Origin of the sequence: Photorhabdus aegyptia, from assembly GCF_000612035.1 — a bacterium.
GTDB classification, from domain to species: Bacteria; Pseudomonadota; Gammaproteobacteria; order Enterobacterales; family Enterobacteriaceae; genus Photorhabdus; species Photorhabdus akhurstii.
Map to the genome: position 1 here is coordinate 31305 of NZ_JFGV01000023.1, position 15688 is coordinate 46992.

Here is a 15688-nt window from a genome sequence, read left to right on the forward strand (position 1 = left end):
CCAATAAGAAATTAATATTTTTAAATTTAATATTACTATATAAGAGTGCAAGTGAAATTTTCCAACTTAAATTAATATCGCGTCAGAGCTCTTATTACAAGAGCTCTGACAGCAAGTATTACATTAGTTTGCCAATCACGCCCTCAAGCAACTGTTTAAATAACGTCATTGTGCTGGTGACGTCGTTGACACTGAGATTTTGATTATCAACGGCAATGAGTTTCCGAAGAGTTTCGGTCATACCCACCACATCGGTCGCCCACACTTGCCCATGATCAGGGATTGCCATAGCAAGGAAACGATGGAGAAGCTCCAACTGTGATAACCAGCGTTTTACAAACTGTTCCAATTCACTGGCTGTCATCGCCAATAACAACTCGGGGCTTTCCATCAATTTATTAACAGCACCGATACCAACATAATGGTGTGTTTGGGTGTTTCCGTTCGTAATAGCCGTGTGAGTCTGCAATCCCGACAGGGTTTTATCTAGCGTCTTGCGTAATAGATGGTCAGTAGGTAAGAACTCTCCCGTTTGAACAACCGATATAGCAAGATAAGGACGAGATTTGTGATACACCTCATGGGATTTCATAAACTCAAGTCCTTTGAAACCGATAACAGTTTGCGCGAACTCATGATCACTTATTTCACCAAAGTAATTAAAGCTCCCGTCATAGATTTGATAACCTTCTGACGTGCGCCCAACCAAAACAAATGCATGTGGAATAACCTCTTCCTCATCGATTTCCAAATTATCAAATAGAGGCCGGAGTAAATATTCACTATGACTCAGCCCATAAGAAGGGGAAAACGGTAAGTGGTAATCTGAACCGGTGACAATAACCAGTTTTCCTTTCTCCAGTTCCGCTATGCAATACGCGGTGTAAGATTCCAAATCGTCGAAAAACTGTTTGTGATAGGAAAACGAGAAACTTTCCTGTAACTGAGGCCAATCCAATAGTGCGCCATAATTCTGATAGTCACTCAGGATATTGCCTTGCGAGTCTGAGGGCTGTACGGCAAAACCAAACAGCAAGCTTCCATCTGATGCTCGCATTAAGCTGTCTGGACAATTCAAACCATAATCATGTTTTAATTTTTCTCTCACTGCCGAATACATACAGCTCACGTCACTGCCATAAAACTCAGGCTTGAACTGTGTATTGTATTGCCAACCACTCGAATGAGATGAATTAGGCGTATCGATCAAACGGATAATCTCATTCAGGCTCTTTCGCGATAGCAGCATATTCATATCAACGGGCATTTGTGCCGACTTCGCTTTCGCGATGACTTGTACTGCGGATAGTGAAGTACCACCCAATGTGATGAAATCATCTTCCCCGTTTACATCACTGACACCCAGTACATTTTTCCAAATAACCTTGAGTTCTTCTTCTACGCTCTTTGTCTTTGTCGCGTCAGAAACTTGGTCTCTCCCCACACTTTGTGTAGACACTTGAGTTATGTCAGAGCCAACTTTACCTGAGAAAATGGCTTGTAGTCTTTTCACATCTTTAGGATATTCTTTACCTCGAATCGGCATGGGAGGAAGGTTTACCGGGGATATAACCGTCTTGTTCAATTCATGCGGCCAATCGACATTGACGTTCAACAGCGACAACATGCCCAGACTTTCCATAAGACAAGTTTCCTCTTCTTTGCCATGACTCATAAGAGAAATACAGACATGTTTTGTATTGAAATTCTGGTGATGTTTAATCAGGGACGACAAACCATTTCCAGGCCCCACCTCAACGAAAATAGCATCACCGCTTGCCAATAATTCCTCTAACCCTTGAGTAAAGCGTACCGGTTCACGAATTTGACGAACCCAATAGTGCGGTTCCACCATCAGATTTTCAGTACTCAATTCTCCGGTCACATTAGAGATGATAGGAAGCTTGGGTTGTGAGAGTTTCACGTCACCGATAACTCGCTCATAATCAGCCAAAATTGGCTCCATATAACGGGAATGGAAAGCACGGCTAACTTTAAGACGCTTGGTCTTGATTGATCTGGATTCGCAAAGTTGCTCAAATGCGGTGATTTCCTCATCTGAGCCGGAAAGCACACAAAGTTCGCTGCTATTATCGAGCGCGATTTCCAAGCGGCCAAACAACATGGTTTGAGCCTCTGTTGCCGAACACATAACAGATAGCATAGCGGCGGCTTCAGTGGACTGCATCAAACGGCCTCTGGCACAAACCATCCTAATAGCATCTGCGAACGAGAATATTTCAGCAACCGCTGCCGCAACATATTCACCTAAGCTATGACCCAACATCGCAGCCGGTTTAACGCCATAAGATGCGAGAACCTGCACCAGTGAATACTCAATAATAAACATTAACGGCTGAGCAAACTCGGTATTATACAATTTCTCATCATCTTCCCCTGAGAGGAAAAGCTGTTTTAAATCAATTGCACAATACTCACTGGCGATTTCAAATCCTCTATCACACCATGTTTTGAACAGATCATTGGTGTGATAGAGCGAGAGTCCCATCGCTGCATATTGCATGCCTTGTCCCGGGAACAGATAGACCACTTTTCTCTCTGACGTCATGCCGTTGTAGAGATAATCAGAAGATGATGACGACAGTCGCTGCAATAAACCTTCACGATCTCGGCTATAAGCAACAAACAGATAAGGCATAACGTCTCTTTGCATTAGACTCAATGCCATCTCATTAATGTGACTATCAACTACGTTGCTTTGTATTGCTCGCTTCAACTGCTTCTTATAGCTGTCTAACGACTTTTCATCAGGGGCCGATAATACGATGGGCAGAACAACTGGCTGCTCTTTGGTCAGTGTTTGTCGATTGACACTTGACGCTTGTTCAAGCACCACGTGCGCGTTCGTACCACCGATACCAAACGAGCTAACACCCGCTCTTAGCAGTCCCTGAGAATCATCAAGTCGGCTGTATTGATTGCTGATAATGAATGGGCTGTTGACAATATCAATTTCCGGGTTGATTCTGGCAAAATTGATTGTCGGCGGCAGCTCTTTATATTTAAGCGCCATTGTTGCTTTTATCAGTCCGGCAATACCCGCTGCCGAGTTCAAGTGTCCGATATTAGATTTTACACTGCCTAATTTGCAAAAGTTTTTCTTATCAGTAGCAAAGGCTTGTTTAAGCGCTTTGAATTCAATGGGGTCCCCCAGATGAGTGCCCGTACCATGCGCTTCAACAAAGCTTAACGTGTCTGCCGAGACATTCGCATCTTTAAGCGCGGCTTGAATCACGTCAATTTGCCCCTGATAACTTGGCGCGGTGTATCCAACCTTTCTGCCGCCATCATTATTAATAGCCGTGCCTATGATGGTCGCATAGATATTGTCATTGTCTTTCAGGGCTTGTTGAAGTGGCTTTAATACCACAACGCCAACGCCATCACCAAAAACCGTACCACTGGCTTGGATATCAAACGGACGACACTTCCCATCTTTTGCATGGATCATCCCCTCTTCGGATAGATAGCCGGCTTTTGTCGGTAAAGTAATGGAAACGCCACCAGCAAGCGCGACATCACATTCCCCAGCTCTCAGAGATTTGATTGCCTCATTGACCGCAACCAGAGACGACGAGCAGGCGGTTGACAACACCATACTAGGACCTGTCAAATTCAATTTATAGGAGACAATGGTCGCCATATAATCCTTATCCGCCACGGTCATTGCACTATATTGGCCCGCACTTCCCTCGGCCGTCGCCATCGCCTGAGCTAACCACTGCAAATTGCCTGACGCTGCCGCATAAAGGCCAATTTTGTATCTGCTTTCTTTGGGCTTAACGCCTGCGTCTTGCAGCGCCTGCCAGCAACACGTATGAAAGGCTCGAACTTGCGGGTCCATTTGCCTTGCTTCGTAAGGTGTATAGCCAAAAAAGTTAGCATCAAACTCACCCGCGTTAGGAAATACCCCTTTTGCTCTGATGTAATTGGGATTATCTAATAGCGCCTGATCTATCCCCTCTTCAATCAGCTCTTCTTTGCTGAATATCGATATGGATTCTTTGCCGTAAGTGAGGTTCTGCCAAAAGTCGTAAATGTTTTCGGCTTCCGGGAATGTCGCGGCAATACCAACAATGGCGATTTTTTTACTGATATCAGCATCGAGATCTTGGCTCGGTTGACTATTCAATGGAGTATCAAATTCTGCTGCCTTACTATTTTCAACCGAATCTAATGATATTTCCCCCACCATCATGGCGTTTTGCTCAATAATAAAACCCGCAAGTAATTCCGATGTCGGATAACTGAACATATCCACCACGGACAAATCAATATAAAGCGCTTCAGTAATACGCTTATTGACCTGAACCAGATCCAGTGAATTTGCTCCTAATTCAAAGAAGTTATCACCACTATTAATCGAATGGATTTTTAAGAAGTCTTGCCAAATATCCATAATAGTGTCGACGATCTGTTGTTTTGAAAATATCTGCTTTGAGAATGTCTGCCTTGAATGTGCTGAATGGGATTGATTAGTAAAAGGTCTAATATGGGTGCCGACCCATTGTTCAAATCGCTTATTCAGATCCCCGGTAGAAACAATTAACTGTGCCTCAAGAGGTGACTGTAAAACACGCTCTAAAATATAAAGACCTTCATCCGGCTCAATTAATAGCTGTTCTAATGAAGAACCTATGGCGTCATTAGCATCTTTACGCTCAAATACCCAGCCATCCCAGTTGATACTAATCCAAGGTTTACCCAACTGATTTTGTTGTTTCGCAAATGCATCAGCAAAAGAACTCACTGAACTGTAAGCCGAGAAGCTTAAGCCCCCCAAAATAGCCGCAATGGAAGAGCATAAAATACAGAAATCAATTTGTTTGTGTTCTAATAGTTCTGCAAGCAATTGGTAAGAATAAACTTTTGTGTCAAACTGGGGCTGACAATTCTCCATAGTAATATGGTTAATGCCTTGGAAAGAGTCTCCTCGCGTAACACCTGCCGCACAGATCACCCCATTTAACTGACCATATTGTGCTTCAATGTGTCCAATCAGCGTTTCCATCTCCTGTCGATCACACACATCTGCCGCGTAGTAATCAATATCCCCCTCACTCATCAGAGATAATTGATGTATTCGATCAATAAGTTTTGACTGAGGATGAGCTTTTACTTCAATATCACCCCACTGCGCTTTTCGAGGTAAATCCCTACGCCCCGATAAAATCACCTTGGCGCCATATTGCGTCACTAAGTGTTCCGCGAATAACAAGCCTAGATCACCCAATCCACCGGTAATCAGATAAACACCTTGTTTTTTGAAAGGCTGTTTTTTGGCAATAACGTTGGCAATCTGTTCATTATTCTCAAGCTGTTGGTAACGCTTTTCAAATCGCGCTTGCTGAGATCTTTTGACAATAAAACGCATATCGCTTGCTGTTAATTCTTGAGCAAGAATATCGCATGCCGCCTCAATAGATTCATCCGTATCTAATTCAATAATTCGAGGATGACATTTAGTGACTTCTTGAGCGATAACCTTAATTAAGCCATTGAGCAGACTGTGTTCCGATAGTGCTGTAGTCGCCAATAATAAACGAAACTCAGATAAATGCCCCGATTTCCCCCACGATTGCAGGAATAAGATGACCGCAAACCAAGATGTCATTATGTCCTTGGTACCGGAGAGCGGCCAGGCAAAAATAATTGAGTCCGGCGAGAAACAAGAATGGGCTAGCTCAGCCATTAATTTATTAAAACTATTTTTATCTCCCGGTGTAACGCCTATTACTTGGCCGTCGACATAATACTCCGGCGACGGAACAATAAATTTAAGTTTTTGCCCCTCTTGATTAAAGCGCTTAGTAAATACATTACACCACGCTAAACTCGGCACAAAACAGACGATATTATTTGCCTGTTCGGTACTTTCGGTCGGTAACTCGATGGGTTGCCACTGTTCGGTATACAACCACTGTGTAAGTTCTTTTTTAGTTACTTTGGTTTCAGACGTCCGACCGGTCGTGGTAGAGGAAATATGATATTCAGTTAAACTTGGCTCTCTGATGAATTGATAGCCAGGAAGACTAATACGTCCCGGAGATACATTTTGGTATAAGACAGTCCAATCGATAGAACATCCCAAAGACCAAAGCTCTCCCAATACTTTGAGCAGACAGGCTCGGTCACTCTCTTCCTCAAGTGGATGACGTAACAGATTAAACACTGAAATATTCGCGTGACTATCCGCTATCTGCTTCACAAAAGTTGAAAGCGTGCGTCCCGGCCCTACTTCCAAAAATACATTTAGCTCCGGCTTTTGCAGGCAAGTTTCAATACCTTGTTGAAATTCAACCGCTTGGCATAAATGCTTGATCCAATAATCGGCCGAACACGCCTCTTCGGGCAGCACCCACTGGCCTGTAACGTTTGATAAGAACGCCGCTTTTGGCGCTTTAAAATCCACTTTATTCAGTTCCGCGCGAAACTTATCGACGCCGGGCAACATCATCGCCGTATGAAATGCATGCGATGTCTTCAATAATCGACAACGGTAATTCTCTCGCGACAATCGCTCTTGTACCGCTTTAACCTCTTCCAAAGGGCCCGCGATAACACATGAATTAGGCGAGTTAATCGTCGCCAGTGTCACGGAGTCCGTCAGAAATAGCTCAACTTTTTCTCTACTCGAAGCGACACTGAGCATGGCTCCCGGTTCACACTCCTGCATAATGAGACCACGTGAAGCAACCAATTTAAGTGCCTCTTCCAAGGTCATCACTTCGGCTAATGTCGCGGCGACATACTCTCCCACACTGTGACCAATCATTGCATTGGCCCGGATACCGAAACTTTCCAAGCACTTCGCCAGTGCATAAGAGACAACAAAGATAACCGGTTGGGTGATGCGGGTATTTTGCAGTTCAATACTACGCTCTTCTGCATCCTCTCCATCGCTGTACAGGAGCGACAGCAGATCGATATCAAATTGTTCATGTAGTAGTTGATGGCATGTATCCACTATATTTTTGAAGGTGTCTAACTCGTGGTACAAACCTTTCGCCATCTCGACATATTGCGCCCCCTGCCCCGGGAACATAAAGACAAGACCGGGTGCATTGTCTGAAATCTCACGCCCCTCCGGCTTGCCATTTGCCAAACGAGACAAAGTGCTGATCAGTGCTTCAATGCTATCTACAACCGCTGACGAACGGACATCAAACTCGCCTCGCCCTAATTGCAACGTGTAAGCTAAATCGGTCAGATTGGGTTCTTGCTCTGCATGCTGGATAGAGTCATGCAGTTTGCTCGCGATTTTAGCTAAACCTTGCTGGCTCTTGCTTGACAGCACAACGAGTTCTGGACGCTCATTATCCCTCTTTACTGGCTGCGCTATCGATTTAACCGTCAAGTGCACATTGGTTCCACCAATACCAAAGGAGCTGACTCCCGCGGTTCTAATCTCATTATCACTCTTCCAATGCCTTGATTTATCGATCAAAGTAAATCGAGTGTTAGACAATGAATCAGGGATCGCTTCCGTAACATGGCATGACATCGGCAATGTTTGGTGTTTAAGCGCTAATATCGTTTTAATAAAACTTGCTACGCCTGCCGCCGTATTGGTATGACCGATGTTGGATTTAACACTTCCCAGTACACAATTTTTGTCGCTTGCTCCAAGAGATTCTTTGATGCCCTCAATTTCGATTTCGTCGCCAACTAAAGTTGCGGTGCCATGCGCTTCCAGAAATTCAATATCATCCAGTTTAACACCGGCCATATTTAAGGACTGGCGAATACAATTTGCTTGTCCATTCGCATTAGGGGCGGTGTATCCCGTTTTGTCATGACCATCATTGTTGACGCCAAAACCCGCGATCACACCATAGATGTTGTCATTATCTCTCAGTGCATCCTCTAGCCTTTTGAGTGCCACCATCCCCAAGCCATCACTAAATACCGTGCCGCTCGCTTCTTTGGTAAATGGGCGGCAGTGACCATCAGAACTGTTGACCATACCGCGTGCATAGACGTAACCGCTTTTAACGGGTGTGGTAATCGATACACCACCAGCCAATGCCAGATCACATTGATGAGTATATAAGCTCTGACAGGCTAAGGTGATAGCCAACGCGGAGCTGGAACAGGCGCTTTGAACCGTTACAGCCGGTCCGGTTAAATTCAGTTTGTAAGCGACGCGAGTCGTCAAAAACTCTCGGTCATTCAAAAGCGCAACGCCAAACTGTTCCGTTGAATCCGTCACCTCTTTTTTTAATCGCTCTAACCACTCATGATTCGAGCCACAGGAGGCAAAGAGCCCAGTTATCGGTCTGTATTTTTGATTGCCATATCCGGCATCATCGAGTACCTGCCATGTCGCTTCATGTAACAATCTGAATTGTGGATCCATATACTGAGATTCACGAGCCGTATACGCAAATGCCTCTGGATCAAAATCAAACGAGCTCGATATTACGCCTTTTGCTTTGATGTAATTATCCAACTGCAAAACAGCCGCAGGAACACCGGCTTCGAGTAACTCCTCATCTGAGAAAAAGCTGATACCTTCATGACCTTCTAGCAGATTTTGCCAATATTCTTGAATGTTCTCACTGCCCGGAAAACGTCCACTCATTCCCACAACAGCAACCGCGTGTTGTGGGTAATTGTGCTTGGTATCGTCGTTTGAAACGGATATTGGCGATGTACTCTGAGGTGTGCGTTGGCTCTTTGGTAACGTTTGGCTATTACCTAATGAGCAAATATGCTGAGCTAATTTTTCACAGTTGCTATAACGGTAGTAATCACTGATTTTTAGGTTCAATCCATACTCAGTGTTTACCTTGTCATGTAAATGCGCAATATCGAGTGAACTCGCGCCAGCATCAAAAAAGTTGTCTTTAAGCGTAATCGCCTCTTTTGCAAAATGCGTTTTCAGCATCTCAAGTAGCGCGGTTTGTAAACCGGCCTCATCGAGTGAATGCGCTCGCGCTTGACGCACGTCTGCAACCTTCGCAGGCTGAACCTTTTCTTTTTGGACATTCGCGACGGGTTTAAACTCAAGGCGATTCGGCAATGATTGATATTGTAGATCCGCCAACGAAGGCTGCGCCCCGTCTTCATATTCCTGCAAAATGATGTGCGCATTGGTTCCCCCCACGCCAAATGCGCTCACCCCTGCCAATCGCACGTCACCATTACTGACGTCCCACGGTTTGGTTTCGGTGTTTATATAAAAAGGCGTGTTGTCCAAATCCAGTTTTGGATTAGCTTTTTTAAAGTGCAACGTAGGCACTAATGTTCTGAAATAGGCGCAAAGCGCTACCTTGATAAAAGCCAAAACTCCGGCGGCTGCGTCGCAGTGACCAACATTAGACTTTACCGAGCCTAACGCACATGATCCATTCCCCTGAAAAATGCTTTTTAACGCGGATAATTCAATAGGATCGCCAAGTAAAGTACCGGTTCCATGCGCTTCGATATAACTAATTTGTTCCGCGTCTACTTCCGAATACTCAAGCGCGTCCTGAATCACACTCTTTTGTCCCAATTCGCTGGGCGCGGTAAAGCTGATTTTGTCACTGCCATCATTGTTTACCGCACTGCCTTTAACGATGGCAAAGACTCTATCGCCACTCTGGATAGCATCCTCAAGGCGCTTTAACGCAACAACGCCAACCCCGTTACTGAATACGGTACCGCATGCATTCTCATCGAATACGCGAGTTTTGCCATCAGGACTGTTAATCATCCCTTCTTGATATAGATAACCACTTTTATGAGGATGGGTAACACTCACCCCGCCAGCTAATGCAACGTCACACTCGCCGGCTTGTAACGCCTGACATGCCATATGTATCGCCACCAAGGATGTCGAGCATGCAGTTTGAATGGTGACCGATGGCCCTCTTAAGTTCAGTAAATAGGAGATCCGCGTACAAAATGAAGGATCATTTAAAGTAGCAACATGGAACTGCTCAGCCGCTGAACTAAATTGTGTATTAAGCTCTTTAAACCAGGACCATTGGCTACTTGCTCCGGCAAAAACCCCCACCTTTCCTTGGTATGTTTTAGAGTCGATATTGGCATGATTTAAAGCTTGCCAGCAGTTTTCTATCATTAAACGGATCTGCGGGTCCATCCTTACGGCATCAGAATGGTTAATACCAAAGTAATCTGCGGCAAATTTAAATGGATGATTAATTATTCCCTTTGCCGAAATATAGTTTTCTCTCGAATACTCTTCTTTTGAAATTCCATTGGCTTTAAGTTCGTCTTCAATAAATGAGCTGATACCATCTACACCGCCTCGCAACATTTCCCAGAATTCACTTACGTTATCAGCGCCAGGAAATTGCCCGGCCATGCCGACTACAGCAACCTCAAGTCCAGTAAAACTATTTTCCATAATTAACCTTTGTTTTCGTTGTTACACAGGCGAGTAATAGCAGGATATCAATGCTCATACGGAGCTTCGTTATTTTTCAACGCTGGAGCCAATAGAGCAGATCCTAATAGTCATGATTGAGCATCTCAGAAATAATATTTATTTTTCGAATAAATAAACTGCCAAGATACTCAAGACATTATCGCCAAATAAATTTGGCATGATGGTTTATTCTTGCAATTGATATGTCGAGATCTAAAGAACAGACTGTTTACGATAAAATTGTCTTAATGCATGTTGTGCAATCAAAACTTGCTGGATTTGGCTGGTGCCTTCGATAATTTCCAGCACTTTAGCTTCTCGATATAACCGCTCCACAGGATAGTGATTACACAGGCCATTACCCCCTAAAACCTGTACAGCATTGTTTGCAACCTGAATAGCAGCTAAGGAACTCTGATATTTAGCAATATTGGTTTCCATTATTGCATCATGGCTACCTTGGTTTCTTAATTCACCAATCTTCTCGCACAGGGCTTTTGCCGCATAAAAAACCGTTGTTGAATCGGTAATCAAGCCTTGAATTAATTGGTGTTGAGCAATTTTTTTACCGAACTGTTCTCTTTTACGGGAATAGGTAACCATTTCCTCCAGAGCCGCATGAGCAATTGCCACCCCTGCCCAAGCGATACTGTATCGGCCATAAAAGAGCGCAGTATTCGCCACAAAACTTAACCCGGCGCCTTCTCGTCCTATCAGGCTATCTTTAGGGATCTCTACGTTATCAAAGCTCAACTCGGATAGATAAGCACCACGACTAGCCAACAGCCCTGTCATGAGTGTCCGGCTCAATCCAGCCGCTTCTTTTTCCACGATAAAGGCGCTGATTTTGTCGCCATTCTTGGCAAAGACCAGAAACAAATCCGCGATTCCCGAGTAGGTGATCCACTTTTTACTACCGTTGATGCGATAACCTGAATCTGTCTCTTCATAGGTTGTTTGAATTGAGCCGGCATCTGTCCCTGCGTTAGGCTCAGACAGTGCAAAACAGGCAATTTTCTCGCCTCTACACATTGCCGGCAGATATTTTTCTTTTTGTTCCGCGTTGGCAAGTCTCACTAACGTTTCACCCACCAAACTGGTGTGAACCGTAAGCAACGCCCTGGCAGAATTGCAGCCTTTACCGATCTCTTCCGTTAAATAACCGTATGACAATGGATCAATGCCACCACCGCCATATTCTCGCGGTAGAATAGATCCCAGAAATCCTAAATCGGCTATTTGAGTAATAACTTCTCTTGGTACTCCACCTTGTTGGTCGAACACACCGGCGTTAGGCCGAAGTACTTCATTTGAAAACTCTTTCGCTAATTTAACCAGCCGGTCCATTTTATTATTCATAAATAAAATCTAACCTTTTATTTTTTGGACAAGTTGTTGCATTTTTTCAATCGAAATAAAATTCTCTCTTTCAATATATTCATCTGGAATTGAGATCGAAAATTTATCTTCGATAAAGCATAGAAGTCTCATAGAAAATAAAGAATTAACCAAGCCGCTTTCAAAAATATTCGTATCGTCCTTTAACTCTATTTCATCATCTAAATTGGTAATATTATTTTCAATAAAATGACGAATTTCTGTTGATACAACACATGAATCTTTCACACACTTATCCTTTAATTAATTTCAATTTTGACATAACGCGGAAAATCAGGAACTTGACTCAGATCGTGAGAGAAAATTATTGTATCATCTGAAAGTTCCTGACATTTTTTAAAACCAGCAAATTGATAGGTGACATACATTTGCCTATTACGCGGTGTCCGCTTAAACTCAGCATGCAAATTATGCGATTTTTCTTTAGCTTGCTGCATAATATAAGTCAGAGCGATACTGCCGACACCTCTGGACAGGGTTCTACATGACATCAGCAAAAGCTTTATATAATCCGTGTCGCCTTTATATTGAACCAAAGCAAGACCTATTTTTCCGTAAGAGCCATATTTATCGATCAACTCAAAGACAAACAGGTCATGATCATCAGAGGCCATAAGCTCTGATAATTCATCGCGACTATAAGTAATGCCGGTAGAATTGAGTTGATTAGTGCGTTGGGTTAACTCTTCCGCTCGCAGCAAATCTTCCTCTTCGGCTTTGGAAATATAGAATTTCATCTCTAATTGACTGAGGAAATCGTCAGGAGTGCCGATAAATTGCTCCTCCTCATTCTTCCTGAGAATATCATCTTGATAACGACGCCTTCTCAGTTTTGCATCATCGGATATTTCCATATTTGCAATTCGCGGTAAATCTAAAAGTGTCTTATATTCTAAAGCGTCAATACCAACAACCTCGGGGTGTCTTGAATTAACCTCATCCCTTTCCATTATTTGGTCATCAACAAAAATAAAAGTATCTGTTGAAATATTCAGACTCTTTTGAATTTTTTCTATCGATAAAGACTTCGGCCCCCAATTGATTTGCGGATAAATAAAATATTCATCCAGTTCAAATTCTCGAAGTTTAGCCATCGCATCACTGGCATCATTTCTACTAGCGATAGACTGCAAAATGCCCATGCTATCCAATTTTTTAATAATCTGGGGAATATTTTCTTTGAGTTTCACCTCATCCTGCTCAGATAAAACGCCTTCCCAAATCGTATTATCCAAGTCCCAAATCACACATTTAACTGGTTTATTTGTTACTTCAACTTGTGTGTCAATATTCATTTTCACACTTCCCTGATTATTTATATTTAAAGAAACCCATACCGCTTTTTTTGCCCAAATGCCCGGCATCGACCATTTTCTTAAGCAGTGGACAGCATCGATATTTTGGATCCTGATAGCTGTCATAAAGGACACGTAATGAATTCACCACAGTATCCAGCCCAATCAGATCAGCGGTTTCCAAAGGCCCCATCGCATGGCCATATCCATCTTTAAAAATCTTGTCTATATCCTTTGGCGTTGCAACGCCATCCTGCACCAGAAAAGCAGCTTCATTCATAAACAGGTGAGATAATCGGTTTGAAACGAACCCGGGGTAGTCTTCCACTACCACCGCGCTCTTATTAATACTTTGCAACAAAGCTTGGGAAGCTTCTAGCGTTTTGTCGCTGGTATGGAAACCTTTAATAACTTCTACACATTTCTTAAGCGCGACGGGATTCATGAAATGCAGGCCGATAACTTGCTCCGGGTAAGGTAAACATGAGCCAATCTTAGTAATTGAAATACAGCTAGTATTTGCAGCGATGTAGGTCTTCTCATTAATGATAGAAGACAGCCGTTCATATACATTTTGTTTCGCGGCCAGATCTTCTTTCACATTTTCAATGACCCAATCACTCCCTTCAATTTCTTGATAATCACTGACCACTTTTACTCGTTCAATCAGCTCATTGCTATTCACGGATTTCAGTGAAGGTTCAAGCATTTGATAGAGCCTAAACTCCTTTTTTATCCGGGAAGGAATATTCTCAAGTACTGTTGGATCAATATCTAAAATGACGACATCGTGACCAAAAGCGGCGCACACCATCGCGGTGTCTAACCCCATAACACCTGCGCCAACAACCGATATTTTCAAAGCAAATCTCCTTTTTAAAATTGTAACAACAGACTAGAAACTGACATATCTTGAAGTACGTACAACTTTGATGATTGAAACTGAGCGAATAGTTGAAATTAATCTAATAATTGAAGGGATTTTCAATTTGCCTTTCAGCTCTTGAATATCTTGGCAATGTAATTTTTAAACTGATGAACGTATCGTTGTCTTCCCTCTCCAGCAGCGAGAGTGTTCCATACGTTTTATTTTCTTATTGTTTTCTTATAGCTGATGGCAGGTTTAGTACGCTACCGCCCCTCGCCGTGACCGATGCGCATAAGGTATGGTTGCTATTTTATGGGACGCTTTGCCGAGCACCCGCCCTTGCAGACGCTCGGCAAAACGCAGCGGACAGTTAATTCTTCCTCTGCCGAATCGCGCCGTAACACAACACGTTCCAAAAATCGGAATGAAGTCAATTTAAGTAATTTTTTCGTAGGGCAACTCAACCTGTTTCAGGTGGTTATGTTTATCTTTGGTCGGGTCTTTAATGTTGTATATAACAGATTGGCCTTCACCGCCTTATGCAGGTCATTGCTCGGCGTCGGCACTTTTAGAATAGTTTCTCGTTCTTTACAGAACGTGGCGTTGTCTAACAGGTTGGATGTCAGATCGTGGAAAGTCAGAGTGATATTTTCTTGGCTGCCATTAGCAGACAGGAGATGAGTTGTCTGCCCATAACTAGAATCACTCAAGAATAGCAATCTTAGCGGCCACTCAACCTTTTTCTGTGCACTACCAGTATGGAAGCTCCGTTTAATATTAACGTGTACTTTCGGCACTTCGTTCATAAAGCTTTCAAACATAGTATTTATCCTAAATAGTAGCTCATGAGAAGGAAGTCAGCCATGCGACATTGACGGGATGTACTTTGCTTCTGCTTTACAGAAAGACAGAGCAATAACGCCTATACATAAATTTACATTAACAATAACGCACAACAAACTTTCGCACTAAAGTAAATTTTTTATATATAAAAACGCATTATCAATTTATTCAGCTCTTTATCTCAAATTAGCTAATCCTTATAAATTCAATAAAACACTTTAGAAAAACTGATAATAATCATACATAATAAATATTGACCATTCAAATAATTAATCATTCTAATAATATTACTAAAAAGTAAACTTCCGTGTACGGGATGACATGAAAGCCGTGACGCTAACGTTACGAAAACTGTCTATGGGTTATATGCACAGGCTTGACTAGCGCCTCGGAGAGACATGAGATAACGCCCAAGGCATCATATCCATAGTGAGAGATGGCGATAAAATCACTTATGATTCAGAGGGTAAAGATATATACGAGTGTAAAAAACAAACAAAGATAGCAGCGCTTATCCACAAAGCGCTAAACAGGCGGCCTGAAAATTCGCCGCCCGTGAAATAACAACTGTACAAAATTTTAAACAAGGTCTTCTTGGGGACGAGATAAGGTTGATGCAGTAGATGTACGCGCGTTAAGCGCATCACTCACGATTGCCGAAAATTCATCGATCTCTATTGATAAAGGCTCATATCGCAACCACCCCAAGGTACAATCGAATAGCGCTTCTAGTCGTACCACAAATTCAATCGCATCACGGGCAGGGATCTCTAGTCGTCCACGCTCGATTAACTCTTCCGCGCTATCACCTGTGGTGTCGCAAGCAACTTTGATAATCAATCGCCGAATGTAATTCTCTGATATTGACATAATTTCTCCTTGAAC

The 15688-nt window shown here is 43.0% G+C and carries 7 protein-coding genes; all 7 read right to left on the reverse strand.

The features are described 5' to 3' along the window. Nucleotides 1-118 precede the first annotated feature (118 nt). Complete coding sequence (locus tag BA1DRAFT_RS09190) at nt 119-10378, reverse strand: type I polyketide synthase (protein WP_051560731.1); 10260 nt, start codon at nt 10376-10378, stop codon at nt 119-121. Nucleotides 10379-10612: 234 nt separating this feature from the next. Continuing rightward, nucleotides 10613-11758 (reverse strand): acyl-CoA dehydrogenase family protein, encoded by a 1146-nt coding sequence (locus BA1DRAFT_RS09195; RefSeq protein WP_235201005.1) that lies wholly within the window; start codon nt 11756-11758, stop codon nt 10613-10615. A gap of 9 nt (nt 11759-11767) precedes the next feature. Next, nucleotides 11768-12025 carry an acyl carrier protein gene (locus BA1DRAFT_RS09200; protein WP_036778177.1) on the reverse strand — a complete coding sequence of 86 codons (258 nt, stop codon included), beginning with the start codon at nt 12023-12025 and terminating at the stop codon, nt 11768-11770. Nucleotides 12026-12036: 11 nt separating this feature from the next. Further along, nucleotides 12037-13161 (reverse strand): HAD-IIIC family phosphatase, encoded by a 1125-nt coding sequence (locus BA1DRAFT_RS09205; RefSeq protein WP_235201006.1) that lies wholly within the window; start codon nt 13159-13161, stop codon nt 12037-12039. Continuing rightward, complete coding sequence (locus BA1DRAFT_RS09210; protein ID WP_036778178.1) at nt 13109-13954, reverse strand: 3-hydroxyacyl-CoA dehydrogenase family protein; 846 nt, start codon at nt 13952-13954, stop codon at nt 13109-13111. The genes BA1DRAFT_RS09205 and BA1DRAFT_RS09210 overlap by 53 nt, the downstream gene beginning before the upstream one ends. Before the next feature lie 476 nt (nt 13955-14430). Continuing rightward, nucleotides 14431-14781, reverse strand: coding sequence for a type VI secretion system contractile sheath small subunit (locus BA1DRAFT_RS09215; protein ID WP_036778179.1), 351 nt, complete (start codon nt 14779-14781; stop codon nt 14431-14433). A 601-nt stretch (nt 14782-15382) separates the two neighbouring features. Further along, nucleotides 15383-15673 (reverse strand): DUF6137 domain-containing protein, encoded by a 291-nt coding sequence (locus tag BA1DRAFT_RS09220; protein ID WP_152544297.1) that lies wholly within the window; start codon nt 15671-15673, stop codon nt 15383-15385. Nucleotides 15674-15688 lie beyond the last annotated feature (15 nt).

What these genes read in the sequence shown, in the direction of transcription:
- BA1DRAFT_RS09190 (WP_051560731.1), bottom strand. Translation starts at nt 10,378, where the DNA reads ATGGAAAATAGTTTTACTGGACTTGAGGTTGCTGTAGTCGGCATGGCC.
- BA1DRAFT_RS09195 (WP_235201005.1), bottom strand. Translation starts at nt 11,758, where the DNA reads ATGAATAATAAAATGGACCGGCTGGTTAAATTAGCGAAAGAGTTTTCA.
- BA1DRAFT_RS09205 (WP_235201006.1), bottom strand. Translation starts at nt 13,161, where the DNA reads ATGCCGGGCATTTGGGCAAAAAAAGCGGTATGGGTTTCTTTAAATATA.
- BA1DRAFT_RS09215 (WP_036778179.1), bottom strand. Translation starts at nt 14,781, where the DNA reads ATGTTTGAAAGCTTTATGAACGAAGTGCCGAAAGTACACGTTAATATT.
- BA1DRAFT_RS09220 (WP_152544297.1), bottom strand. Translation starts at nt 15,673, where the DNA reads ATGTCAATATCAGAGAATTACATTCGGCGATTGATTATCAAAGTTGCT.